The sequence below is a fragment of the Pseudomonas sp. B10 genome (assembly GCF_900156235.1).
Taxonomy (GTDB): domain Bacteria; phylum Pseudomonadota; class Gammaproteobacteria; order Pseudomonadales; family Pseudomonadaceae; genus Aquipseudomonas; species Aquipseudomonas siliginis.
The window spans coordinates 604,596-627,924 of the sequence record NZ_LT707063.1; the positions used below are offsets into that span (position 1 = coordinate 604,596).

At 60.4% G+C, this 23,329-nt stretch carries 22 protein-coding genes; 4 read left to right on the forward strand and 18 right to left on the reverse strand.

Translation table 11 applies throughout. The features are described 5' to 3' along the window. Positions 1 to 18: 18 nt before the first annotated feature. The 6 genes from BXA01_RS02635 to BXA01_RS02660 all read right to left on the reverse strand — a co-directional run bounded on the left by BXA01_RS02635 (position 19) and on the right by BXA01_RS02660 (position 7,890). Positions 19 to 3,120, reverse strand: a complete 3,102-nt coding sequence (locus BXA01_RS02635; RefSeq protein WP_076563097.1) for an MdtB/MuxB family multidrug efflux RND transporter permease subunit — start codon at positions 3,118 to 3,120, stop codon at positions 19 to 21. Further along, positions 3,117 to 4,421, reverse strand: a complete 1,305-nt coding sequence (locus tag BXA01_RS02640) for an MdtA/MuxA family multidrug efflux RND transporter periplasmic adaptor subunit (protein WP_041481001.1) — start codon at positions 4,419 to 4,421, stop codon at positions 3,117 to 3,119. The genes BXA01_RS02635 and BXA01_RS02640 overlap by 4 nt, the downstream gene beginning before the upstream one ends. Positions 4,422 to 4,595: 174 nt before the next feature. Then, a complete protein-coding gene (gene tpx, locus BXA01_RS02645) occupies positions 4,596 to 5,096 on the reverse strand; it encodes a thiol peroxidase (RefSeq protein ID WP_076563099.1) in 501 nt (166 codons plus the stop codon). A gap of 288 nt (positions 5,097 to 5,384) precedes the next feature. Next, a complete protein-coding gene (locus BXA01_RS02650; protein WP_076563101.1) occupies positions 5,385 to 6,062 on the reverse strand; it encodes a DUF3313 domain-containing protein in 678 nt (225 codons plus the stop codon). A gap of 129 nt (positions 6,063 to 6,191) precedes the next feature. Further along, on the reverse strand, positions 6,192 to 7,166 hold the full coding sequence (locus BXA01_RS02655) for a hypothetical protein (protein ID WP_076563103.1): 975 nt from the start codon (positions 7,164 to 7,166) through the stop codon (positions 6,192 to 6,194). 232 nt (positions 7,167 to 7,398) lie between these two features. After that, the gene (locus BXA01_RS02660; RefSeq protein ID WP_076563105.1) at positions 7,399 to 7,890 is read right to left on the reverse strand and encodes a hypothetical protein; all 492 of its coding nucleotides are present in this window, start codon (positions 7,888 to 7,890) and stop codon (positions 7,399 to 7,401) included. Between the two features lie 414 nt (positions 7,891 to 8,304). Here BXA01_RS02660 and BXA01_RS02665 point away from each other — a divergent pair, with 414 nt between their 5' ends. Both BXA01_RS02665 and BXA01_RS02670 read left to right on the forward strand, forming a co-directional pair. Then, positions 8,305 to 8,760: a DUF2599 domain-containing protein gene (locus BXA01_RS02665; protein ID WP_076563107.1), complete on the forward strand. Its 456-nt coding sequence runs from the start codon at positions 8,305 to 8,307 to the stop codon at positions 8,758 to 8,760. A 116-nt stretch (positions 8,761 to 8,876) separates the two neighbouring features. Next, on the forward strand, positions 8,877 to 9,569 hold the full coding sequence (locus tag BXA01_RS02670; protein WP_076563109.1) for an aspartate/glutamate racemase family protein: 693 nt from the start codon (positions 8,877 to 8,879) through the stop codon (positions 9,567 to 9,569). A 1-nt stretch (position 9,570) separates the two neighbouring features. Here BXA01_RS02670 and BXA01_RS02675 read toward each other — a convergent pair whose 3' ends face one another. Next, positions 9,571 to 10,089, reverse strand: coding sequence for a GNAT family N-acetyltransferase (locus tag BXA01_RS02675; RefSeq protein WP_076563111.1), 519 nt, complete (start codon positions 10,087 to 10,089; stop codon positions 9,571 to 9,573). A gap of 625 nt (positions 10,090 to 10,714) precedes the next feature. Between BXA01_RS02675 and BXA01_RS02680 the strand changes: the two genes are divergently transcribed. After that, complete coding sequence (locus BXA01_RS02680; protein ID WP_076563113.1) at positions 10,715 to 11,074, forward strand: DUF6124 family protein; 360 nt, start codon at positions 10,715 to 10,717, stop codon at positions 11,072 to 11,074. A gap of 213 nt (positions 11,075 to 11,287) precedes the next feature. Beyond that, positions 11,288 to 12,235, forward strand: a complete 948-nt coding sequence (locus BXA01_RS02685; protein ID WP_076563115.1) for a cytochrome D1 domain-containing protein — start codon at positions 11,288 to 11,290, stop codon at positions 12,233 to 12,235. A 203-nt stretch (positions 12,236 to 12,438) separates the two neighbouring features. Here the strand turns inward: BXA01_RS02685 and BXA01_RS02690 are convergent, their stop codons facing one another. The 11 genes from BXA01_RS02690 to BXA01_RS02740 all read right to left on the reverse strand — a co-directional run bounded on the left by BXA01_RS02690 (position 12,439) and on the right by BXA01_RS02740 (position 23,310). Continuing rightward, a complete protein-coding gene (locus BXA01_RS02690; RefSeq protein ID WP_076563117.1) occupies positions 12,439 to 13,419 on the reverse strand; it encodes a LysR family transcriptional regulator in 981 nt (326 codons plus the stop codon). Positions 13,420 to 13,585: 166 nt separating this feature from the next. After that, positions 13,586 to 14,533: a peptidylprolyl isomerase gene (locus tag BXA01_RS02695; protein WP_076563119.1), complete on the reverse strand. Its 948-nt coding sequence runs from the start codon at positions 14,531 to 14,533 to the stop codon at positions 13,586 to 13,588. Continuing rightward, on the reverse strand, positions 14,530 to 15,000 hold the full coding sequence (locus tag BXA01_RS02700) for a YbjN domain-containing protein (protein ID WP_076563120.1): 471 nt from the start codon (positions 14,998 to 15,000) through the stop codon (positions 14,530 to 14,532). Before BXA01_RS02700 ends, BXA01_RS02695 begins: the two co-directional genes overlap by 4 nt. A gap of 17 nt (positions 15,001 to 15,017) precedes the next feature. Further along, positions 15,018 to 15,647 carry a DNA repair protein gene (locus BXA01_RS02705; RefSeq protein ID WP_076563122.1) on the reverse strand — a complete coding sequence of 210 codons (630 nt, stop codon included), beginning with the start codon at positions 15,645 to 15,647 and terminating at the stop codon, positions 15,018 to 15,020. A gap of 17 nt (positions 15,648 to 15,664) precedes the next feature. Then, positions 15,665 to 17,362 (reverse strand): putative porin, encoded by a 1,698-nt coding sequence (locus BXA01_RS02710; protein WP_024012852.1) that lies wholly within the window; start codon positions 17,360 to 17,362, stop codon positions 15,665 to 15,667. 39 nt (positions 17,363 to 17,401) lie between these two features. Beyond that, positions 17,402 to 18,106, reverse strand: coding sequence for an energy transducer TonB family protein (locus BXA01_RS02715; RefSeq protein WP_024012851.1), 705 nt, complete (start codon positions 18,104 to 18,106; stop codon positions 17,402 to 17,404). A 3-nt stretch (positions 18,107 to 18,109) separates the two neighbouring features. After that, a complete protein-coding gene (locus BXA01_RS02720; protein ID WP_047228946.1) occupies positions 18,110 to 18,535 on the reverse strand; it encodes an ExbD/TolR family protein in 426 nt (141 codons plus the stop codon). A gap of 11 nt (positions 18,536 to 18,546) precedes the next feature. After that, positions 18,547 to 20,346 carry a DUF2341 domain-containing protein gene (locus tag BXA01_RS02725; protein WP_076563124.1) on the reverse strand — a complete coding sequence of 600 codons (1,800 nt, stop codon included), beginning with the start codon at positions 20,344 to 20,346 and terminating at the stop codon, positions 18,547 to 18,549. Positions 20,347 to 20,358: 12 nt separating this feature from the next. Beyond that, entirely contained in the window at positions 20,359 to 21,957 is a 1,599-nt protein-coding gene (locus tag BXA01_RS02730) for a ShlB/FhaC/HecB family hemolysin secretion/activation protein (protein WP_076563126.1), read from the reverse strand. Positions 21,958 to 22,011: 54 nt separating this feature from the next. Then, positions 22,012 to 22,623: a transposase gene (locus BXA01_RS27535; RefSeq protein WP_076563128.1), complete on the reverse strand. Its 612-nt coding sequence runs from the start codon at positions 22,621 to 22,623 to the stop codon at positions 22,012 to 22,014. Positions 22,624 to 22,878: 255 nt separating this feature from the next. Next, entirely contained in the window at positions 22,879 to 23,310 is a 432-nt protein-coding gene (locus BXA01_RS02740) for a hypothetical protein (protein ID WP_076563130.1), read from the reverse strand. Positions 23,311 to 23,329 lie beyond the last annotated feature (19 nt).

Genomic DNA, 23,329 nt, shown 5'->3' on the forward strand with positions numbered 1-23,329 from the left:
TATATGCTGATTGCGGGGTCATACCGCGACCTCTTCACCTTCAGCCTTGGCCTTGCCAAAGCGCCTTCCGAGGCGGTCGAAGTACAGGTAAATCACTGGCGTGGTGAACAGCGTCAACACCTGGCTCACCAACAAGCCACCGACCATCACCAGACCCAACGGCTGACGCAGTTCCGCGCCAGACCCCGTGGCCAGCATCAGCGGCACTGCGCCGAACAACGCCGCCAGCGTGGTCATCAGAATCGGCCGGAAGCGCAGCAGCGCCGCTTGATAGATCGCCTCTGCCGGGGCCATGCCCTGGGTGCGTTCGGCGTCGAGGGCGAAGTCGATCATCATGATCGCGTTCTTCTTGACGATACCGATCAACAGAATGATGCCAATGATCGCGATCATCCCAAGATCGTTGCCACTGAGCAGCAACGCCAGCAAGGCACCGACTGCGGCGGACGGCAAGGTCGAAAGAATGGTGATCGGGTGGATGTAGCTCTCGTAGAGCACGCCGAGGACGATGTACATGGTCACCACCGCCGCCAGAATCAGCAGCAAGGTGCTCGACAGCGAAGCCTGGAACGCCTGCGCCGCGCCCTGGAACTGAGTCTGCACGCCGACCGGCATGCCGATGTCCTGCTGCACTTGCTCGATGATGTCTACGGCATGCCCCAACGCCACGCCCGGCGCGAGGTTGAACGACATCATCACCGCCGGGAACTGGCCGATATGGGTGATCGCCAATTGCGCCTGACGTTCTTCGACATGCGCCAGACTCGACAGGCGTACCTGCGCGCCGTCGGTGGTCTTGACGTGAATCTGATCCAGCGCCTGCGGGCCGATCTTCTCCCCGGCTTGGGCTTGCAGCACCACGCGGTACTGGCTGGCCTGAGTATAAATGGTCGAAATCTGCCGCTGGCCGAAGGCGTCGTATAGCGCATCGGTGATATTCGCCACCGACACGCCCAGGCGCGATGCGGCGTCACGGTCAATCACCAGATAGACCTGCAAGCCTTTGTCCTGCAAATCACTGGCAACGTCGGTCAACTCCGGACGCTGCGCCAGGGCTTCGACCAGACGGCCACTCCACTGGCTGAGCAATTCCGAGTCCGGCGAGGACATGCTGAACTGGTACTGGGTGCGGCTGACCCGATCCTCGATGGTCAGGTCCTGCACCGGCTGCATGAACAAACGAATGCCGACCAGTTTGTCCAGTTGCGGTTGCAGGCGAGCGATCACTTCGCTGGCCGTCAGATCGCGCTCGCCATGGGGCTTGAGGTTGATCAGCAAGCGGCCGCTGTTGAGCGTGGCGTTGTCGCCGTCGACGCCAATGTAGGACGACAGGCTCTGCACCGCCGGATCTTCAAGAATGATCTTCGCCAGTTGCTGCTGCCGCTCGCCCATCGCCGCGAAAGAGATCGACTGCGGCGCTTCGGAAATGCCCTGAATCACCCCGGTGTCCTGCACCGGAAAGAAACCCTTCGGCACGATCACGTACAGGAACACCGTCAACGCCAGCGTGCCGATGGCGACCAGCAAGATCAGCGGCTGATGCTTGAGCACCCAGCGCAGCATCCGCCCGTATTCCTTGATCATCCAGTCGATGAACGCACCGCTGGCGCGGTAGAAACGGCCTTGCTCGTGTTCTTGCGGTTCACGCTTGAGCAGTCGCGCACACATCATCGGCGTCAGGGTCAGCGACACCACCAGGGAAATCAGGATCGCCACCGCCAGGGTGATGGCGAATTCACGGAACAGGCGCCCGACCACGTCGGCCATGAACAGCAGCGGAATCAGGACGGCGATCAGCGACAGGGTCAGGGAAATCAGGGTGAAGCCGATCTGTTTCGCGCCCTTGAGCGCGGCCTGCATCGGACTGTCGCCCTCCTCGATGAAGCGCGAAATATTCTCGAGCATGACGATGGCGTCGTCGACCACGAAACCGGTCGCAATGGTCAGCGCCATCAACGTCAGGTTGTTCACCGAGAAACCGGCGAGGTACATCACGCCAAAGGTGCCGATCAGCGACAGCGGCACGGCGACCGAGGGAATGATCGTCGCACTGGCGCGGCGCAGAAACAGGAACGTGACCATGACCACCAGCGCGATGGCGATCAGCAGTTCGTGTTGCACGTCGGTGACCGAGGCGCGGATGGTCTGGGTGCGGTCTGTCAGCACCGTGACGTCGAGGCCGGCCGGCAGGTTGTCGGTGATGCTTGGCAGCAAGGCCTTGATGCGATCGACCACTTCGATGACGTTGGCGCCCGGCTGTCGCTGGATGTTGAGCAGCACCGCCTGATTCTGGTTGGCCCACGCGGCCAGACGCTCGTTCTCGGCGCCATCGACGATTTCCGCGACGTCCTTGAGCCGCAACGGCGCGCCGTTCTTGTAGGTCAGGATCAGATTGGCGTAGTCCTCGGGCGAGGTCAGTTGGTCGTTGGCATCGAGCATCGACACCCGGGTCGGGCCATCGAAGTTGCCTTTCGGCTGGTTGACGTTGGAGGCGCCGATCAGCGTACGCACATCCGACAGGTTGAGGCTGTTGGCCGCCAGCGCTTCGGGGTTGACCTTGATCCGCACCGCCTGACGCTGACCGCCGGCAATGCTGACCATGCCGACGCCGCTGATCTGGGCGATCTTCTGCGCCATGCGCGTATCGACCAAGTCATTGAGCTTGGGCAGCAGCATGGTTTTCGAAGTGATGGCCAGGGTCAGCACCGGGGTGTCCGCCGGGTTGACCTTGTTGTACACCGGCGGTGCCGGCAGGTCGGTCGGCAGCAGGTTGGTCGCGGCGTTGATCGCGGCTTGCACCTGCTGCTCGGCGACGTCCATGTTGATGTCGAGGCTGAAACGCAGGGTCAGCACCGAAGCGCCGCCGGAGCTGGTCGAAGCCATTTGCGTCAGACCCGGCATCTGCCCGAACTGGCGTTCAAGCGGCGCGGTGACGGCGCTGGTCATCACGTCCGGACTGGCGCCGGGGTACAGGGTCATGACGCGGATGGTCGGGTAATCGACCTGCGGCAAGGCTGAAACCGGCAGCAGGCGATAAGCGATCAGGCCGGCCAGAACAATGGCCAGCATGCTCAGGGTGGTGGCTACCGGACGGAGGATGAACAGCCGCGAAATGTTCATGCGCCCTTCTTGGCCTTATCGGCTGTGGTCGCATCAGGATTGGCGGCGGATTTGCCTTGCAGGTGTTCGGTCGGCGAGGTCGGCACTTCGCTGCTGTCATTGACCACTTCGACTTCGCTGCCCTCCTTCAGGCGATCGGTGCCTTCGAGCACAACGCGATCACCCGCGGCGAGGCCTTCGGTAACCACGGTGTTGTCACCGTCACTGGCACCGATTTTCAGTTGGCGAATGGTGACTTTCTTGTCGCCGTCGAGCGCATAGACGAAGGTGCCGTTAGTGCCGAACTGGATTGCTGCCGACGGTGCCAGCACTACACCTTTAAGCGTGTCGGCCAGCAAGTGAACGTTGACGAACTGATTGGGGAACAGCGACTGGTCGCGATTGTCGTAGCGGGCCTTGAACTTGAGGGTGCCGGTGGCCACGTCGATCTGGTTGTCCAAGCTTTGCAGCACACCGGTAGCTTGCAGCTTGGTGTCGCCTCGATCCCACGCTTCGGCAGGCAATTTGGCGCCGCTGCGGTAACGGGCCAGCACGGTGTCGAGGCTGTTTTCCGGCAAGGTGAAGGCCACGCTGATCGGTTGCGTCTGGGTGATCACCGCGAGGAACGTGGTGTCGTTGGCGGCGACGAGGTTGCCGACGTCGACCTGACGCAGACCGACGCGGCCGGCAATCGGCGCGCGGATCTTGGTGAATTCGAGATTGAGCTTGGCATCGTTGACCGCGGCCTGATTGGTCTTGACCGTGCCCAGGTACTGGCCAACCAGCGCTTCGGCGGTGTCGAGGGTCTGTTTGGCGATGCTGTCTTCTTTATACAGACCGCGGTAACGCTCGACGTCGACCTGGGCGTTTTTCAGTTGCGCCTGATTCTGCAGCAGCGTGCCTTCGGCCTGGAGCAAAGCATTCTGGTAAGGACGCGGATCGATCTCGGCCAACAGGTCGCCCGCCTTGACCATCTGCCCTTCTTCGAAATGAATCTTCACCAGTTCGCCGCCCACCCGGCTGCGCACGTTGATGGTATTGAGCGCGGTGACCGTGCCCAGTGCCTTGTAATACAGCGGGAAGTCGCCCTTCACCGCCGGCGCCACACGCACCGGAATCGGCCCGGTACCGCCGCCGAAGCCCGGCCGCATCATCCCCGAGCGCCCGGTATGCCCGGCGGCCGCTTTGTCGCCGCCCGCCTTGTCAGCAGAGCCGGCGGGCCAGAATTTCCAGCACAGGACAGCGATGACCAACAGGACCAGCAGGCTGATCAGCCAGCGACGGGATTTGCGGGGGGACGATTGCATGGAGTTATTGACCATTGGGCGCGTGGGCTTCTATTACGGGAGGCTGAACGATAAGCACTGAGTGGATTTAAGCAAAGCAGCTTTACCGGCAATTTACCTTCCACTTACGTTTCAAGGTGTGAGGCAAAACCCTGATACACAAATGAAAACGGCCTGGACAGGGCCAGGCCGTTAACAATTGTAAAAGCCTTACTTGAGAACGGACAGTGCCGCTTCGTAGTTAGGCTCCTCAGCGATTTCCTTGACCAGTTCGCTGTGCAGGACGGTGTCGTTTTCGTCCAGCACCACAACGGCGCGAGCGGTCAGGCCTTTCAGCGGGCCGTCAGCGATGGCCACGCCATAGTTTTCGATGAACTCGCTGCCGCGCAGGGTCGACAGGTTCTGTACGTTTTCCAGGCCTTCAGCACCGCAGAAGCGCGCCTGGGCGAATGGCAGGTCAGCGGAGATGCACAGCACCACGGTGTTGCTGATGTCGTTGGCCTGGGCGTTGAACTTGCGCACGGAGGTGGCGCAGGTCGGGGTGTCGACGCTTGGGAAAATGTTCAGGACTTTGCGTTTGCCGGCGAAGTCTTGCAGGGTGACGTCGGACAAATTGCCGGCTACCAGGGAAAAGGCTGGCGCCTTGGAACCGGCTTGTGGCAACTGGCCGTTGACTTGAACCGGATTGCCTTTGAGGGTGACTTGAGCCATGACTTGAGTCCTTCTGTTTTTTGATTGGAAAGCATGCAAGAGGCGGAAGTTAACCACGAAATCGGCTGACGACCTATGCCCTGTTTGAAATTGTTGGGTGCTGAGCGGTGACATTGTATACAACCCACCGCAGCTTCCCTGAAGGGGTGAGCCTGCTAGCAAAAGCGTTGTGTCAGGCAGCACATTCGAAACTGATACACCGAAATGCGAGCAGGCTCACTCCCATACTGAATACGAGTCCAGTGTGGGAGCGAGCCTGCTCGCGAAAAGGCAACCGGCCTTACTGCATCATTTGGCTTCAGATTTGAGTTTCAGATACGACTGATGCAGATCGCTTGCCCAGCCATCGATCACCGCTTTCATGTCGTCGGCTTTCATCACCTGGGAAGAGTTTTCCAGCGGTTTGCCGGTACCTTTGCGCACTACCTGCGCGATGACATGATTGGTCGCGCCGTCCATGAATACCGCTTCGGTGGCCAGCGTGGTTTCCTGGTCGCGGATGCCAGTGGCCGTGCTTACTGCTGCGGCGACCAGTGCGATCGGGATCACTTCATAGACTTGCAGGCCTTCGGTCTTGCTGCTGACTGCGGTAATCGCCGGACGCACCACAATTACGCCCGGCCCGGGACCTGCGGCCAAAGGCAGCGATTTGCCGAGTTCGCGCTTGAGCGCCTGATCGTAATAACTGGTGATGCCATTGAGAGTCTGCTGGGGGATTTTCTCGGTGGCTTGCGGCTTCGGGTAGAGCTGGCTTGGCTCTACGTAAACGCTGGTGAATTTGTTGATGTCGAGTTTCGGGTCCATCCAGCGCATCACCTCGGCACCAGAGGGTGACTTGGCCTCCTTCAGCTGGCTGTAATCCTTGAGGAAACCGGAATACTGGTCAGGCTCGACGGTTTTGCTGGAACAACCCACCACGCCAAGGGTGGCAATGCACAGCGTGCCCATCACGACGGCTAGCTTCATGCTGTAATTCCTTTGAGGAGGCCAAGACATTTTGCATAGGGGAGATACAGGTATAGCCAAAACCCCGGCAAATGCGATGGCCAATTGCAAAGTTCACATCCGACAGCGCGTGTGCCTCGCCAACCGGTATTACCAGGACGATGTCTCGCCACTGCGCAAAGCCATCTCCCGCCGGCTATTAGCTCGCATCGCCTTGATCAGCGACACCGTCCCCACCAACAAAATCGCCGCACCAAACAAGAAGTCGATGTTGTACAGCTGGAAATCTTCCACTGGCCCGATCAGCAATGTGCGCACCACCGCAATCCCCACCAGTGTCGCGAGAAAGTCGATCCCCGGTTCATCGCGGTAAAACACCAGCATCAGCGGCAGGCACAGCACCAGCAGAAGCAACAGCACCACCACCTTGAACGAGCCTTTGCGCTCGACGCTGAACGCACATTCATGCGCGGCGTACGGCTTGTAGTCCTCATCGCGGATCATCGAGTTTTTCTCGTTGATGTAGTCGGCGCGGTTGTACTTCTGGATCGGCGTGAAGGTGTTGGACATCTCCATCAGCGTGGTGATGTTCTTGAAGCGCAAGTCGATGCGCTCGCTGCCCTTGAGGTAATACAGCACCGGTTTGTAGCCGTAGCGATAGGTATCGAACGGGAACGCGGCAGTCTGAGCGTGCACGCCGATTGCGCGAGGCTCAAGTTCGGCGAAGGCGCTTTTATTGGTCGACGAGAGGTTGCGGCTCAGCGGCTGCACCTTGACCTGCTCGAGGAAGATCGGCGTGACGCCGAACGACCACTGCAGCGGTTCCAGACGCAGGCGCAGTTCGTTGCGGCCCAGGTCGTAGCGGTTGAAGGTGCGCTCGGAAACCACCAGCGAGCCGCCAACCATGAATTCGCCGCGCAGGTTGTTGGTGACGCGCAAGGTCAGTTGATCCTTGCCCAGCAACGCCGCCTCACTGTTTGGTGGCGTGCCGCACCATGCGGTGCTTTCGCCGACGCCGCCGAGCTGGCCGTCGCGGTTTTCCTTGAATACATAAAAGTAACTGGCCCACAGCGTCAGCAGCAAAAGCGACGCCGTGAGACCGAGGATTTTTTTGCCCGGACTCACTGATCAGACTCCCTTCTTCGGTTCCATCGTCCAGCCGAAAACCCGCTGGCGACGGCGACTCTACCAAAAGGCCATCAGTGACCCAAGGGAAAATGCCGGATTGGCACCGAACCTAAGGGTTTCCCCGGTCTACGCCTCAATCCCTGTAGGAGTGAGCCTGCTCGCGATAGCGGTGTTTGATCGTTCCCACGCTCTGCGTGGGAATGCAGCCCGGGACGCTCTGCGTCCCAATCTAGGTGCGATCGCGAGGAATCAGGCTTTGCAATTGCTGGGCAAGGAAATCGGCGTCGAAGGCAAACGTATCCGGATCCTTCAAGCCATTGGTCTTGCGCCACTGCCACGCACCATCCGCCAGGCCAACCAGCGAAATGCTCCCATACCGCGCCGCCGTCAGCCCCATCACTGCCAGGGAAATCTGCCCGCCGCTGCCCATCACATCAGGCACAAACTCCACCGGTTTGCCGGCAATCACAATGCTCAGTTTTTCCGTCTTGAACGTCGAGGTTTCCACCGGCACGCTCGGCCCGAACGCGACATACGCCTCGCGGCTGACCTCCAGCAGATTCGGCGCCTTGACCGGCTCAAGCCATTGCTCGATCTCGTCGAACAGCGCGCCAATCCGAGCCGCCCAAGCAGCCGATTGCGTGGTGAACAGTTGCTTCTTGTGCGCTTCGCTTTCGGCATAGTGGCGAAGCATTTCGCCCAGTTGCTGTACGTCGTTCATGAGCAAGTTCCTCGATTCAGCCTGCAAGAACGGATAGTGGCAGATCGAAGCGCCCACGTACGTTTAACTTCTCCTGTCAGGCGCGGTTAGCTAAGTCAGTAGGCGACAGACGGTTGAATAAAGTGAATTTACCTGTCAGATCTGACAGTGCGCCGCATTACAAGACCATTGTTTAATTCCCTTGCGGGGTGGTTGCCGCCGCGAAGACAAGGCTCTGAACGCAGGGAACAGCACAGTGAAAATTTTCATTCATCCATGTTCAATTATCGAGTCACCGACAAAAAGCCAAGCGAGATTCATCACGTCTGGAGCCACAGCCCGAGGTCCGTCAAAAAATGATGGGGTTTTATTTTCTTATCTGAGGGCCGACTCCAGATCGGCCGGTTATGTCGGGGTTGATCAGGTGGTGACTCAATGAACGGATATCACGCAAAACATGGCTTGCTCGCATTGGCCCTGACTGGCTCCTGGTTATGCATGACTGAGGTTGCCGCTGCCGAAACCGCACCCTCCGCAGTGGATGGCGAAAGCGTGATCGTGATTGTCGAGCGCTGTAATCGCTACATCCAGAATGCCTATTGGTTTTACCGGGACTATCAATGGGTGCTCGCCATCACTCCAACGCCCTGTGCCAGAAGAACGCAGTCACCTGGCACACCTTTCATCTGGAATGAACTGACGCGCGACTATTCCAATAGTCGCTATTGGCAGAACACTCATGGCATGCGTCACCAGCTGATTTGCCATATGGCGATCGCGCGGGATAAGCCGGAATGGAACCTGGAGCCTTGGCGCCCGGATGTCGGTTATGCCAGAACACTGGAAGCCAGATGTAATCACATCCAGCCGCTGCCCGAAAAAGCACCATGACACCTGAATGAAAGTTTGCCGATACAGTTGATCCGGGACTGGCGTGAGGCGGCAAACCACCGGAAACTTCGGGCAGGCCAGGCACCATCGAGTCCGGCACTGCCCGAGGAGTACAAATGCGCACCATCGGCCTAATCGGCGGCATGAGCTGGGAGTCCAGCGCCGAATACTATCGCCTGATCAATCAACAGGTTCGCGATCGCCTCGGCCCGTTGCGCTCGGCGCCGTTATTGATGTTCAGCGTCGACTTCGGCCCGGTCGAACAGGCCCAGCACGCCGGGCGCTGGGACGATGCAGCGGCGATTCTGGTGGGTGCCGCGCGCAGGCTTGAAGCCGGTGGCGCAGAATGCGTGGTGCTGTGTACCAACACCATGCACAAGGTCGCCGAGCAGATCCAAGGCGCCATCACCATTCCATTCCTGCACATCGCCGAACCCGCCGGCCAGGCAGCATTGGAAATCGACGCGCGCACCGTCGGGTTGCTCGGCACCGCGTTTACCATGGAGCAGGACTTTCTCAAGCAGCGTCTGATCGCCCAAGGCCTGACCGTACTGGTGCCGGATGATGCCGAGCGCAAAGAGGTGCATCGGATCATCTACGACGAACTCTGCGTGGGCGTGATCAGCGAACAATCGCGAAAAATCTACCAAGGCGTCATCGAATCCCTGACCGCCCGTGGCGCCCAGGCGATCATCCTCGGCTGCACCGAAATCGGTCTGCTGATCAAACCCGAACACAGCGCCCTGCCCCTGCTCGACACCACCGAGTTGCATGCACAGTCAGCAGTGGCGTTTGCACTGGGCGACTGACTCAGGGTTTCGACGAACCGCGCAGACGGGCCATGCTCAAGGTGTCGACCCACTGCCCGTCGCGCACCGCGTAATCACGCAACAGCCCTTCGGCCTCGAAACCGAACTTGCGGTAGAGGCCGATGGCTGCCTCGTTGTCGGCGTAGACCGTGAGTTCGACGCGGTGCAGATTCATCCAGTTGTCGGCAACGTCCAGCGCCGCTGCCAACAACATCGATCCCACGCCTTTGCCCTGCCAGGCTACCGCGACCGCCATGCCGAAACTGCCGGCGTGGGCGCGGCGCATCCTTGAATAGGCTTCCAGACCGAGATTTCCGATCACCACGCCTTGGTGCAGGGCAACCAGTTTCAGCGCGCGCTCGCTGTCGGCCTGCAATCGCTGGCGCCAGACCTCGGTGGACTGAAACGGCATCTGCAGCACTTGCCGCGCAACGGCGGGGTCGTTGTAAAGCGCAGTGATGCCTTCGAGGTGGAATTCGTTGGAGCGTTCGAGATGGATCGTGGGGGTTGGCTCTGACATGGGATCGGTCCGTGATCAGCGTGTGGCTGGTCACTCTAAACCGCTGATCTGGAATCTGGCGAGGTGTAATTTTGGGAGCGAGCCTGCTCGCGAAAGCGTTGGCTCAGATTGAAGCGTCGACTGGCAGATTGCATTCGCGAGCAGGCTCGCTCCCACATTTTGATCCAGCCCGGGCACAACACCTGTGAGCACTGAAGATTCTTGTGGGAGCGAGCCTGCTCGCGAAAGCGGCCTTGCAGCCAACACCTGCTTCCCGGCACAAACGTCTACCGTGCTGTCGCCAATTTTTTGCTTTTTAAACGCCGCTGTTTAAAAGACACCTGCTGACACGCCTTCCAGGCTACAAATCCTTGCGCCATTACCTACAGCTACGCCAGAAACAGCCGGCTTGTGCGCCTAGGGGGCGGATTCTATTGTGGTGCGGTCGCTGACGAATCAGCGATCGGGTCTCGCAGCCCGTCGATCTCTGGACGCACAACACCCGCTGTTTTTATGGCGGCTGTACGTGGGAGACCTTCGGGTCTGCCGGTTCTAGAGTCCCGGTCTGCGACCCGCGTATAGCTGCCACCAACCATTTCGTATCGCAGCGAAAGGTGGCGGCTCCATCGACTCTAGGAGCTTCACCATGATCAAACCAACACCCAACCCACCCGAATCCGACCCCACCTCCCCCTACGAATCCCTCGATTCAAAAAAACTCCACCAAGCCGCCGACCGCGCCCTCGACCACTACTTCTGCCCACCCGGCTCCGCCCCGCCGCCCTTCAGCCCCCGCGCCATGTACGCCGTCACCGCCGACACCAAAAACGAAGACCTGCTGGCCAACGCCTGCGAAACCCTCGCCTCGGCCAAAACCATCGCCCAGGAATTCGCCGGGCTGGTGAAACCATCGCAGCGCCGAACGCTGATGGGGATCGCGCAGTTGATCATGCTCGGGGAATTGGCAGTGAATCGGGTGCTGGATAATCTGGAGTTGCCGCAGTAATGCAGGAAAGCTGAGCTGTTGGGTGTCCATTCTGGCCCCTTCGCGAGCAGGCTCGCTCCCACAGTTTGACCGCATTCCAAGCGTGGCTGCGGGCCGGTTCGCGGCGACAACCACTCGTCGGATACCACTGCGCACCTGTCAACTTTGACAGGTGCGCAATTTCGCCAACGCGCGTTAACTCATTCCGTCACTTCACAAAACGGAGTCAACGCCATGTCCAGTCCCAAAGATACCCTCGTTCAAGAACTCGATATTACCGGTAGCAGTCCTGTATCAGCTAACTCGGTTGAGCCCACGCCAATCGCCGAAATCAAGGTCGGATACGAACCGAGGTACATCACCATCAGCCCGGACGGTACCCGGGCTTATGTCGCCCATTTTGAAGAAGAATCAGTATGGGTGATTGACACCGCAACAAATAAGGTCAGCGCCAAAATCCCGTACATAGCCAGGCATATCGCCTTTAGGCCGGATGGTAAGCGCGCTTACATGGGCAGTACTGGAGACACGGTTTTGGTGATTGACACGGCGAGCAGTACCGTCGTGAAGAGAGTTCAAGTCGGACTTGCCGCGTCCGGGATCGCCGTCAATCCGGACGGTACCCGTGCATATGTTTGTAATGCCAGTGATAAAAGCATCTCTGTCATTGATACGTCGACGAATGAAGTCCTGACCACCTTCTCGGTCGACGGCCATCCGTATCATATTGCTTTCAGTCCGGACGGTACCCGCGCGTATTTCACTTGTCCCGACAGGCTGGCGGTTCGGTTGATTGACACTAAAACAAATCAAACCTCGACTGGAGTCGCGTTTGATCTTAGAGGCTTTTACGTCGCTGTCAGCCCGGACGGTACCCGCGTTTATGTCAGTCAGGACCAAAGCACTAAGGTCTGGGTGTTTGACCAGGATTTAAAGCAAGTGTTGGCGAAAATCGAAGTCCCACACGGTCCACAAAACCTCGTTTTCAGTCAGGACGGTAGCCTTCTGTACGCCTCCTGCAGAGATGGCATGATCGCGGTAATTGATACGGCAACGCTTCAAGTACGCAGGAACATCGATGTAGGCCGCTTCCCTACCGAAATGGCCTTTAGTAAGGATGGTAAACACGCTTATGTTTGCAAGTTCCAGGACAACGCAGTGTGGGTGATCGAGGTAGCTTAATCACATTCATCTGCAGCAAACAACGCCACCAAGAAGCTTCGGATCCCTTCCCGAACCGCACGCTATGCGTGCGTTTGGGCAAGGGGTTCGCAGGCGTTGGCCGCAGGTTTGCGCTCTGGCATCTGCGGTCGTTTAAGTCGAAGAAAACGCGCCCGGATCTACATCGCCTTCGCGAACAGGCTCGCTACGACAGGAGGACCGCATCAGGGCTGGAACCATTCGTGGCGTTCGTTGAAGGTTTGCTGGATGAGGTCGGTGAGGGCTTTGATTTCGTGGGAGTTTTGCGAGTCGGTGTTGACGGCGAGCCAGGCATGGAGCTGCATCGGTTCGGCGAATAATCCGGGCAGTGCGATGAGGCCACGGTCGAAGCGGCTCATATACGCCGGCAGCAAGCCAATGCAGGCGCCGCACCGGATCATCTCCAGCATCAACTCATAAGATTGCATCTGTACCACCCCAGTCAACCTCTCCTCCACCAACTCATTCCAAGGCCGAAAGCTCTCAACCTGCCGATCACACTGCCACTGCACCAGCATGAAGTCCGCCAGATCTTCCGGCGTTTCCGGTCGCGCTGTCACCCGTGAATAGCGCTTGGCAATGTGCGGCAGATACTCGATCCGCGCGAGGTGTTGCGGTTCGCTGGTGGCGAAGGTCGGGCCGGGGTTTGGGCGCTCGCCAGGAGCGAGCCAGAGGACGATGTCAGCACTGACCGCACGCAGGGCCAGTTCACTGTTAAGCGCGATGATTTCCAGGCGCAAACTGGCATTGCGCCGCAGCAGTGCGATGAGGTCGCGGCCGAGGATGTCGTGGAGGATGGATTCGGCGATGGCGAGGCGGATCAGCGGTTGTTCGATGACCGGGAGTTTGCGTTGGTGGGCCAGGGTGCTGAGTCGGGCCTGCAACTGTTGGCCTTCGCGGGTCAGGCTGAGGGCGCTGCCCTGGAAACTGAACAGGCTGTGTTGCAGTTGCTGTTCGAGTTGCGCGAGCTGTTTGCGCAGCAGCGTCGAGCGCACGTTGAGGCTGCGCGCGGCTTGCATGAAGCAGCCGCAGCGGGCACTGACCAGGAAGTATTGGGCGACTTTGCTGTCGATGGTCGCGGCCTGGTTTAGCCAGGGCTCGGAGCGGGATTGCGGCGATTGATAATCAACGGTGCCCGGGCGTCCTGCGGGTTCGGTGAATGACATTGATGACTCCCTGTCGATCTAATGTGGTTGCTCTGAATACACCGGATCTCATTGTGGGAGCGAGCCTGCTCGCGAAAACGTTGGCACATTCAACATCTTCGCTGACTGACCCACCGCATTCGCGAGCAGGCTCGCTCCCACAGGGGTGATTGGTGTTCGGCTGACGTCAGTATTTTTCCTCGAGGATTTTGTTCAGTTCAGCGCCGTCGATGCTCAGGGTGGCGGTGTTGAGCATGCCGTCCAGATAGGCCTGGGCGATCTGTTCCTGGCGTTGTGCGCGCAGGGCCTGGGTCAGTTGGTCGCGCAGTTCCTCCAGCGTCGCGGTGCGGGCCGGTTGTTGTTCGGTGAGCTTGATCACGTGGAAACCGGCGGCGCTTTGCACCGGATCAGACACGGCGCCCACCTTGAGCCGCGCCACGGCGCCACGCACTTCCGGCACCAGCTGTTGCAACGGTTGCAGGCCGGTATCACCGCCCCGCTCTGCCGTGACGCGATCCTGCGAATATTGCGTAGCGAGCGCCGCAAAATCGCCCGGTGCTGTCTGCGCCTTCTTGCTCAATTCAGCGGCTTGTTTGCGCACGGTTTCCAACGAAGCGGAATCGCTGACAGCAAGGAAAATCTGACTGACCCGATACAGCGCCGGCGTCTGCCAATTGGTCTTCCCCGCGTCATACGCCTGCTGCAACTCAGCCGCGCTCGGATACTCCGCCGGCACCTGACTCACCGAGCGCAAATAATCACGAAACACGATTTGCTCAGTCGCTGCGCGAGTCTGCCGGGCGACGTCCGGCCGCTGCGCCCAACCCTGTGCGTCAGCCTGTTCCAGCACGGCTTTCTCGGCCAGTCGCGCACGAATCCAGCGCTCCAGCGCCTCACGGTTACCGCGCAATTGCTCGCGGGTTTGCGCCGGGACAGTGGCCAGCAGCGCCTGCAATTCCTCTGGCGAAACCTGCTGATTGCCCAACCGCGCGACCGCTGGCCCGGCTGCAACCGCCATTACCGGCGAGGGCTGCTGAGCGGCGACCGGATCACTGCCCGGTCGCAGCACCAGCGCCACGGCCACCACCAACAACGCCACCGCTCCGGCGCCGATCACCATGGCAGGCTTTTTCACAGTGCGACTTCCTCTGCTTCGGCGACAGCGGATTTGGCGGGTTGCACACCAGCAGTCTGGCTGAAATCGCGCAAGTAAACGATGAACTCCTGCAACAGGCGATCCCACAACTCCAGGTTGCCGCGCAGGTGCTCGTTACTCACCCCTGCGGCCACGACCACGTCCATTTCCATCAGCAGAAACTCACCCTGCAACGACAACCGTGCAAACCGCCGCGTAGCGTTCCACTGCTCTGCCACGCCTTGGGGCAAGTCGCCCTGCACGCGCAGCGCACAGCTGAAGGTGAAATCAACAAAGCTGCCCTGCTCCATCGCCGGGTTGCCGAAACGCACGGCGTAGCCGATGCCCTGACTGGCGCTGAGCAACTGGACGATGCCGTTCTGTTCGCTCTGGTTGACGCGGTAACCGGCGGCCTGCAGGACGTCGGTCAGTGATTGCGGGGAAACGTGGGTGATCAATTGAGTCATGGCTTTCTTCCTTGTTATCAGTGAGCGATCACGGCTTGCGGCGCGTCGAATTGGGTTTTGTACAGCTCGTCGCCGAAGCCTTGCGCCAGCTCATCGAACTTGACCCGGGCGCTGCCGGCGAAGGGCTGGCGGATCTTCATCACTTCGGCGACGTCGATGTTTTCGTAGGCTGTGAGGATCTGTTTGGCGACGCCGTACATTTGCTGATTCTTGGCTGAACATTGCTGCACTTGTGTGTCACGTTCCGCCAGTTGCGCTTGCAGCTTTGAGCGTTCGGCTTCTTTGCCGCGAGCGAGGACCAGCAATTCGTCATAGGCTTTTTTGAACTTGCCAGTCTGCTCGGCACTGGCCGCGACTTGCGCCTGAGCCTGGCTGTGCAGGCTCTGTTGTTGCCCGGCCAGTTGCTCGGCGAGGCCTTTGGCTTTGGCCAGTTCGGCGGTCAGCTGCTTGATCTGCGCTTGCGCTGCCTTGGCTTCGTTCTGCGCCGCCAGTTGCGCAGCGCTGGCCTGGGCCTGTTGGCTTTGCAGGGCCTGCAATTGTTGGGTGGTGCTGCGCAGTTGCGTGCGCAAACGTTCTTCCATGCCTTCGCCGTTCGCCCCGGTGGCAATCAACAAACCCAGGCCCAGCGCGAGAAAACGCGTGTTCATAAAGCTCTCCCGGCGCCTTAGAAGCGCGTGTTGATCTCAAGCTGCAAGACGTCGATGTCGAACGGCGCGCCGTACACCGCTTCGGTGCTCATCCAGCGCCCCGTGGCGGAAACGTTCTTCGCCAGGCCGTAGTTGCCGCCCATGAAATAGCCCTTGGCGTTGGTGCCGCCGAGGTGGAACGACGAGTCGTTGAAGCCGTCCGGCAAGGCGTCCGGCTGGATGTACTTGTAGCCGGCGAACAGGTTCCAGTCGCCCTTGCGCTTGAGGTCCAGCGCGTTGCCGAGGGTGAACTGCACCATCCATGCATTGGCGCCGCTTTCGATCTCGCCGTTGCTGTCGAGGTTGTTGACGATCTGCCCGGCGGAACGCTTGCGCATGTCGCCTTCGTCGTAGCTGAGGTTGTGGATGTAGTTGCCCTGGCTGCGCAGTTTGAAGTCCTGCGGCAGGTCGGCGTCCCACACGACGTTGAGATCGAGCAGGTTGAACTCGGACGCGAGACCGACGAATTGCGGCTGCGGCGTAGCGCTCGGGTTGAGCGGGTTCGGCGTGATGTCGCGTAACAGGAACACGCTGTTGCCCTTCTGCATGAACGCCGCGCGGGTGCCGTCGCTGTCGCAGCCCGGCGCGCCGGCCCACGGCTCGCAAGGGCTGGAGCGCTGGCCCTGAATGTCGTCGAAGCGGTAATAGGCCAGCGCGCCTTTGAGGCGGTTGTTGCTATTGATCGCCCACTTCGCGCCGAGCTGCGCGCCGTACAGCCATTTGTTGTCGCTCTCTTCCTTGTCGAAACCGTTACTGCTGGAGGTGTCGTTGGTGTAATCCACCGGGAACGCGCCGACGGTGCCGAACACGCCCCAATCGCGGTTGAGCTTGTGGTCGAAAATCGCCGCCACACCGTCGAAATTCAGGTCGTTGGAATAGAGCATGTCGGTGGACATGAACGGGTTGGCGAAGCGCCCGCCGGTCAGGGTCAATTCGTCCATTGGCTTCCAGGTCAGGTAGCCCTGATCGAGCCAGATGTCCTTCTTGGCAAAGCCGCCGCCGAGGTTCTGCGTGGTCGATACCGGGTTGTTGTCCGAACCGGTGCCGATGCGAATGCCGGCGGTCCATTCCTCCGAGATAACCGCTTTCATGCCCAGGCGTGCGCGCAGGCGAAAGAGGTTTTCGCGGTCTTCGCGGGTATTGAGCAACGGCGGCAGGCTGGTGCTGCTGTTGGGGTTTACGTCGTACGGGCCATTGTTATTGAGCTTGGCGAAGTCGACGATTTCGTTGCTGTTGTTGCCCGAGTAGTAACGCGATTCGTCACGCAGACGAATGTCGCCGTCGAAGCTGATGCGCGAGGCCCAGTCCGGGAAGGTATTCGGCGCTGCCCAGTTTTCCTGTTTGGCGGTGGCCATGACCTCGGCTTTGACCTGATCGCGGATCTGGTCGCGCACCGCTGCCGGTACGTACTGCACGCGCACATCCCCCGGCGCGGCGACCGGCCCGGCCGCGACCGCGGTGGACGCTGCGGCCTGTTTGGCCTGCGCCGCTTCGTTCTGCGCCTGGGCGATCAGCGCGTCGGCCTTGTCCTGCTTGAGAATGCCCTGCTCGACCAGCAAGCGGATCAGATTGATCGTGGCGTTCTCCGAGGGCGCAGGCGCTGCCACGGCCTGCCCGACCAGGGTCGCAATGACCATGCCGACCGCCAGGGACAATCGATTCACGTTGGAAATCATCTGCACACAACTCCTTTTGCCGAAGCTTGAATAAGTGAATTAACCCGGACGCCGCCCTTGCAGGGACAGGCGCACGGGCAAAGTGATGGAGGCCGGAGGCCGTTCGCTGAGGGCTGGCGCACCGCGTAAAGCGGCCAGCACCTGGGTATCGATTTGCGGGTTGCCACTGGACTTGATCAGCTCGACACGGGTGATCTCGCCGACGCTGCTCAGCCACACATCGGCCTGCAGCGAAAATGCGAGGTTGCGCAGCTCGGGGTTCTCGCGCAGCAAACGCTGGAAAGTGAACGCGAGAAACTGGCTGTACGTGCCCGTACCCAAACGCCCGCCGCCAGCACCGGCCATGCCGCCGCCCTTGCCCGCGCCGATGTTGAAAGCGTCGCTGCCGGCCTGCGCGTCGCCGTCCATTTGCATCGGGTTTGCCAGGTCGTCCGCCGGCGATGGCGGTGCTTCTTCTTCAGGCTTGACCTCCTCCGGCTCCGGGGTTGGCTCGGGCTCGACGACTTTTTCTTCCACCGGCGTTTCCGGCTCTGGCGGTTTCTCCGGCGGCGGTGGTGGCGGTGGCGGCAATGGAATGATCGTCGGCACTTTCGGCGCTTCGCGGCGCACGCCGGCCATGTCGTTGGCCCACTGCCAGAGGAACCACGCGGCGAGCGCGGCGACCAGCAATCCGGCGCCCCACTTCACATAGCGCAACGGCGACTTTTTCACGGGCGGCGGTTCGATCGGGAGTTGTGCGGTCATGACTCAGCCCTGACTCGGTTTGCCGGTGACGAGACCGACCTGGGACAGTTCGAGCCGGCGCAGCAGGTCCAGCACTTCGATGACTTTTTGGTACTGCACCGTCGCATCGCCACGCACGATCACCGGAAAATCCGGGCTCTGCGCTTTCTCGATGCGCAGGCGCTCTTCCAACTCGCCCAAGGTCACCGGATAGGCATCGAGGAACACCTGGCCGCCGTCGTTGACCGAGATCGCCTTGGTCTTCGCTTCCGAGAGCGACACCGACGCGCTGGCCTTGGGCAGGTTGATCTGGATCCCGGAGACCTGCGCGGTGGCGGTGAGGATGAACATCACCAGCACCACCATCAGCACATCGACCAGTGGGGTGATGTTGATGCTGTCGACGGCGGCATCGTCATCATCGTCGTGGGAGGCATTTACGGACGCCATGGCAGTGCTCCTCAGGCCGGTACGGAGTGGTTGGCGTGATGGCCGCGCTGGTGCGACGCCTCACTGAACTGGCTCTCGCCATGCATCTCCGCCAGACGAGTGATGAACTCGTCGACGAACACGCGCATGTCGGCGCTGACTTCCTTGTTGCGGGTGATCAGGCGGTTGTAGCCAAACAGCGCCGGGATCGCGACGAACAGGCCCATCGCTGTGGCGAGCAGTGCTGCGGCCATGCCCGGCGCGATGGCATTAATATTCACGTCGCCGGCCATCGCCGTGCCGAGGAACACCACCATGATCCCCAGCACCGTACCGAGCAGGCCGATATACGGACCGCCGGCGATGGCGTTGGACAGGGTCGAGAGTTTCGAACTCAGTTGCTGGTTCTCGCGGGTGCGCACACCGTCCATCGAGCAGCGAATGGCTTCGATGGTCGCGGCGGAAACCGACGAGGTATCGGCGCCCTGCTCGCGGCGGGTGCGGATCTCTTTGACCGCCACCAGATACAGGCGCCACAGCGACGAATGCTGCAGACGCTGAGCCAGTTGCGCGTCGTCGGCGAACATCTCCAGACGCGTGCCGACCTTGGCAAATTGCACGCGAAAATCTTCGTTAGCAGCGGTGACGCGGCTGAGACTGCGGTTCTTGCGCAGCATGATGATCCACGACTGGAACATCATCAGCACCAGCACGGCTATGATCACCCAGGCGTCGATCGGCACCGCGTTAAGGAGGAAGCCGAGGCTGCCGAAGCCAAAGCCGGACTGCTCTTCATCGACGCCGTAAGCGACCAGTTTCGACTCGGCGCCTTGCGAGGTGGCATCCGCCAGCAACAGCGCGGCCGGACGGGCGACCTTCGACAGGCGCAGTTCATCAATAGCGCCAGCGAATGGCTGGAACGCGCCTTCCTGCAGATCAGCGCCGATGGCCATGACCGAGTTGAACGCCGGCATCGCCTGGGCCAACGCAGCACTCTCGCGACCGTTAACGTACAGCGTGACTTTCGAGCCCTCGGCAGTCAGCGCAACGTGCTGCCATTGCGAAGGAGCCAGAGCTTGCGTGGCGGCAGCGCGCTGGCCGTCGATTTCCACGAACGGCAGGCCTTGGCTGACACCGATCAGCAGACTTTGCATGCCTTCGCGCCGAGCCAGGATCAGTTGCTCGCCACTCGCCTGATCCAGACGCAGCCAGGCACTGAAGGTGAACGCACTGCCGGCGTTGTGTTGCAGCGACGGACTGGCCGGCAGCAACAACGGCTGGCCGCTGAACTGCAAGGCACGGCCGACGACGCCATCAATCGCTGTGCCGGTCGCGCTTTGCGCGGTGTTGCCGTAGGCCGTGGTGTCTTTCGCCGGGGTGCCGGTGGCGCCGTCGAAGTGATACAGCGCGGTGTAATTCGGATCGAAGGTCAACTGGCCGTTGCCGGTGGCCGGGGCTTTCTGGTTGCCGTAATACATCCAGATGTCCTGACGCTGACCGCCCTCGACATTCGGCACATCGACCCAGATCAGCGCCATGCCCATGAGCGCATCGAAACTCTCGATCTGGTGGTTGAGCACGGTTTTGTCATCGGCGGCGACGAAGCGCAGATCGGAGCCGTCCTCTTTCACGCCGTCGAAGGTGAAGTTGCCAGTGTGCAGGCGCACCAGTAGCGCGGTGCGGCCGAGGGCCTGATTGATCGCCGCGCCTTGCGGTGTGGTGTCGACGGCGATCTGTTTGCGGTAATGCCAGTCGTCCTGCCACCAGGCCTGAGCCGTGGCCGGGAGCACGAAGCCCAGGCAGATCAACAACGAAAGGAAGAGGCGTTGCATGGACGTGCTCCGTTAGAAAGTGGCTTGGAGGTTGAAGTGCAGGCGCGATTCCTGCTTTGAGGTGTTCGGCCCTTCGAGTAGCGGGTAGCCCCAGTCGAGGCTGCCGGACAGCCATTTACTGAGGCTGGCGCGGGTGCCGAGACCGACGCTGGCCAGGGCGTAATTGGCGTCCTGATCCGGCAGTTCGTCGCGCAGATACAACTGCGCGCCTTCGGCGAAGGCATAGAAGCGCCAGTCCTGCATCCACGTGCCGGCGAATTTCGCCAGCGACGGTGTGCGCAATTCCTGGCTGAGCAAATAGCCGTCATCGGCGGTGCGCTCGGCAGCGAGATAGCCGCGCACCGAAGTGGCACCGCCGGCGGAGAATTGTTCGTTGGAAACCAGCGGCCCCGAGGCGAGTTGGAATGCGGCTTTGCTTGCGCTCTGCCAGTCGCTGTCGAAGGTCCAGGTGTAGTTGGTATCGCCCTTGAGCACGGCGAAACTCGGTTTGGCGCGATAACGTTTGTAGTCGAAGTCTTCGTCGTCGCTGCCGTAGCCGAACACGCTGCGGGTGGCGGCAACCAGACTCAGGCCGAGGCCGAGCTGGCTCTTTTCGCTGTAGCGAAAGCCGTTGTAGGCGAAGGTGAACGGCGCGTATTTCAGCGGCACCTTGTCGCTTTCGCCGGACAGGCTCAGGCGCTCGTCGAAGTCCTTGAAGTCGATGCCGGCCGACAACGAGTTCGACCAATTGCCGCTTGAGGGCAACGTGTAGATCGCCGCGACGCCGTAGCTGTGACCCTTACCGAGCACGTTGCTGCCGCCGATGGTGGCGACGTTGCTGTCGGACTGGTAACCGGAGAACTGCACGCTCCAGCGCTCGCTCAGCGGCGCGGTGTAGGACCCGGACCAGACCTTGGCGTTGTCGGTTTCCTGCGGCGCGGTGAAGAACGTCAGGTTGACGCTGTGGCCGAGCTGCCAGAGGTTGTTGTAACCGAGACTGGTGACGCTGCGCAGCTTTTCGGTGTCGGCGCTGTAGTCGTTATTGAGGCCGACGCTGGCCGTCCACGGGTTCTGGTCTTCGACCTGCAAGTCGACATCCATGGTGCCGGGGCGCTGACCCTCGCGCACCAAAGGCATGACCTGGCGACCGGGGGTCTTGTTGAGCTGCGCGAGTTCGCCCTGGACTTTGGCAAAGTCCGGCACCTCGCCTTCTTTCAGCGCCGGGACGTTGTCGCGGATATCCAGCGGCGAATAGTGTCTGGCGCCGACCACGCGCACCCGGCCGACCTTGGTTTCGCTGACTTGCAGATAGACGATGCCATCGGCCACGGCCTGCTCAGGCAGCTCGACAAACACCGATTGATAGCCGCGTTCCTGATAGACCTTCTGCAACGCATCGCGGGCGCCTTCGATATCGCTCAAGGCTTTCTGCGGGCCGAGAAACGGGTAGACCGCTTCTTCGATCGCCCGGGCATCGAGCACGGTATTGCCGCGCACGAAGTATTCGTTGACGTCGACCAGTCGCTGCGCGGCGGGCGCTTCTGTGCCCTCCTCGGCCAGCGCTGGCTGCGCGCCCGCCGTCACCAGCAGCCAGCCCCACAGCGCCAGCCGTGACGTGAAAATCCGTTCCACATTACCCCCTGAAATTCGCGATGACCTGTGGGCGTTAGCGCCCGGTGTGCTGCGTCAATTGCTGATCGTTGCGGCGCAGGCGTGCTTGCCCAGCCAGGTGTGCAACAGCGCAAAGTTCAGCGAGAACTCGGGCATTTGCAGCAAGGCACCGCAGAACACTTCGCCGATGATTTTCTGAATCAGCAGCACCGCGCGCGGCTCGTTGAGCAGCGTGGCGATGTCACGGCTGAGGGCGGTGAAACTCCAGACCTTCTGGTTCAGGCCAAGACCGACGAACCAGCGGAACAGCAGGTTGTAATTGAGCTGTTCATAGAGCTGCTGCTCGCTGGGCACCGAATACAGCAATTGCAGGAGCAGGATGTGCATCACCGTCTGCGCGGGAATGAGCATGCCGGGCGCGGCATTGAGGTCGCGCAGCAGGTCCTGGTGGGCGTCGAGCAGATCGTCGATCTGCGGGCGCAGCAGCACCAGCGAATGGCCCGGCGGAATGTAGCTGGAGACTTCTTTCAAAGCGCCCTGCCAGTCATCCTGCGAGACGATCCAGACCCACGGCGCGCCGTAGCGATACACCGAAACCGGCTTCTTGCGCGCGGCTTCGACGATCTTCGACAGGCGTTGATCGAGCTCCTGCATGCCCACTTTCGAATAGCGTTCCATAGTCCCCATTGCCTCACTCCCGGCGTCCCGCCCCGACTCGCAAAGTGCGCCTCGAAAGGCCCCTCAAGCGCGTTACACAGGCATGACCGGACTGGCTATGTGCTACCGAACTTTTGTCATAAAAGCTTCATTACGGGAGAGGGGTTGGCGGGAAGTTTCAGGTACATGAAAAATGTGGGGGCCCGTCTGACGATAGCGGCTTTTCAGCAAGGAAAATCCGGCTGACGCACCGCTATCGGGAAGGCTCCCACGGCGTTTACCTTGTCATTCGTGGTTGGCCTTGGCCTGGTCAGGATTGGGCAGGTCAAACCACCCATGCACTACGATTTCTGGATGCCCCGCTCCGGGATCTTCTTCTGTTAATTTCATTTTAAGATTGAATGCCCCACGCACTTTCATCCCTTCATTGTCTATCATAGTATCTGCGCCGCCCGAGACAGCCTTGTAGTCATACCTATAATGATTCCATCGATCATCATCAGTGTATAACGCCTCGAATTTCTGATAATCCAGATGAGCGCTTCTGTCAGGAAATACAAAACGGAATGTCCTGACCAGTCGCGGCGGCCCCTCCAGCTCGATGAATAATGAAACATTAGTTCCTTCAAAAGACGCATGTACATTGCTGGCGGCAGATATTCCTTGCCCTTCAATCTCCACCACGGCTTTGCCGACAATTTGCTCCTGAGTACTCATTCTGAGTTTCTCCATGAAA

Bases quoted from the DNA above. Each gene is read 5' to 3' on its own strand.
- BXA01_RS02690 (WP_076563117.1), bottom strand. From the start codon at position 13,419: ATGTCATTCACCGAACCCGCAGGACGCCCGGGCACCGTTGATTATCAA.
- tpx (WP_076563099.1), bottom strand. From the start codon at position 5,096: ATGGCTCAAGTCACCCTCAAAGGCAATCCGGTTCAAGTCAACGGCCAG.
- BXA01_RS27535 (WP_076563128.1), bottom strand. From the start codon at position 22,623: ATGGGGACTATGGAACGCTATTCGAAAGTGGGCATGCAGGAGCTCGAT.
- BXA01_RS02660 (WP_076563105.1), bottom strand. From the start codon at position 7,890: ATGAACGACGTACAGCAACTGGGCGAAATGCTTCGCCACTATGCCGAA.
- BXA01_RS02650 (WP_076563101.1), bottom strand. From the start codon at position 6,062: ATGAAGCTAGCCGTCGTGATGGGCACGCTGTGCATTGCCACCCTTGGC.
- BXA01_RS02710 (WP_024012852.1), bottom strand. From the start codon at position 17,362: ATGATTTCCAACGTGAATCGATTGTCCCTGGCGGTCGGCATGGTCATT.
- BXA01_RS02705 (WP_076563122.1), bottom strand. From the start codon at position 15,647: ATGAACACGCGTTTTCTCGCGCTGGGCCTGGGTTTGTTGATTGCCACC.
- BXA01_RS02670 (WP_076563109.1), top strand. From the start codon at position 8,877: ATGCGCACCATCGGCCTAATCGGCGGCATGAGCTGGGAGTCCAGCGCC.
- BXA01_RS02635 (WP_076563097.1), bottom strand. From the start codon at position 3,120: ATGAACATTTCGCGGCTGTTCATCCTCCGTCCGGTAGCCACCACCCTG.
- BXA01_RS02640 (WP_041481001.1), bottom strand. From the start codon at position 4,421: ATGGTCAATAACTCCATGCAATCGTCCCCCCGCAAATCCCGTCGCTGG.
- BXA01_RS02700 (WP_076563120.1), bottom strand. From the start codon at position 15,000: ATGACTCAATTGATCACCCACGTTTCCCCGCAATCACTGACCGACGTC.
- BXA01_RS02740 (WP_076563130.1), bottom strand. From the start codon at position 23,310: ATGAGTACTCAGGAGCAAATTGTCGGCAAAGCCGTGGTGGAGATTGAA.
- BXA01_RS02675 (WP_076563111.1), bottom strand. From the start codon at position 10,089: ATGTCAGAGCCAACCCCCACGATCCATCTCGAACGCTCCAACGAATTC.
- BXA01_RS02665 (WP_076563107.1), top strand. From the start codon at position 8,305: ATGAACGGATATCACGCAAAACATGGCTTGCTCGCATTGGCCCTGACT.
- BXA01_RS02720 (WP_047228946.1), bottom strand. From the start codon at position 18,535: ATGGCGTCCGTAAATGCCTCCCACGACGATGATGACGATGCCGCCGTC.
- BXA01_RS02725 (WP_076563124.1), bottom strand. From the start codon at position 20,346: ATGCAACGCCTCTTCCTTTCGTTGTTGATCTGCCTGGGCTTCGTGCTC.
- BXA01_RS02715 (WP_024012851.1), bottom strand. From the start codon at position 18,106: ATGACCGCACAACTCCCGATCGAACCGCCGCCCGTGAAAAAGTCGCCG.
- BXA01_RS02680 (WP_076563113.1), top strand. From the start codon at position 10,715: ATGATCAAACCAACACCCAACCCACCCGAATCCGACCCCACCTCCCCC.
- BXA01_RS02685 (WP_076563115.1), top strand. From the start codon at position 11,288: ATGTCCAGTCCCAAAGATACCCTCGTTCAAGAACTCGATATTACCGGT.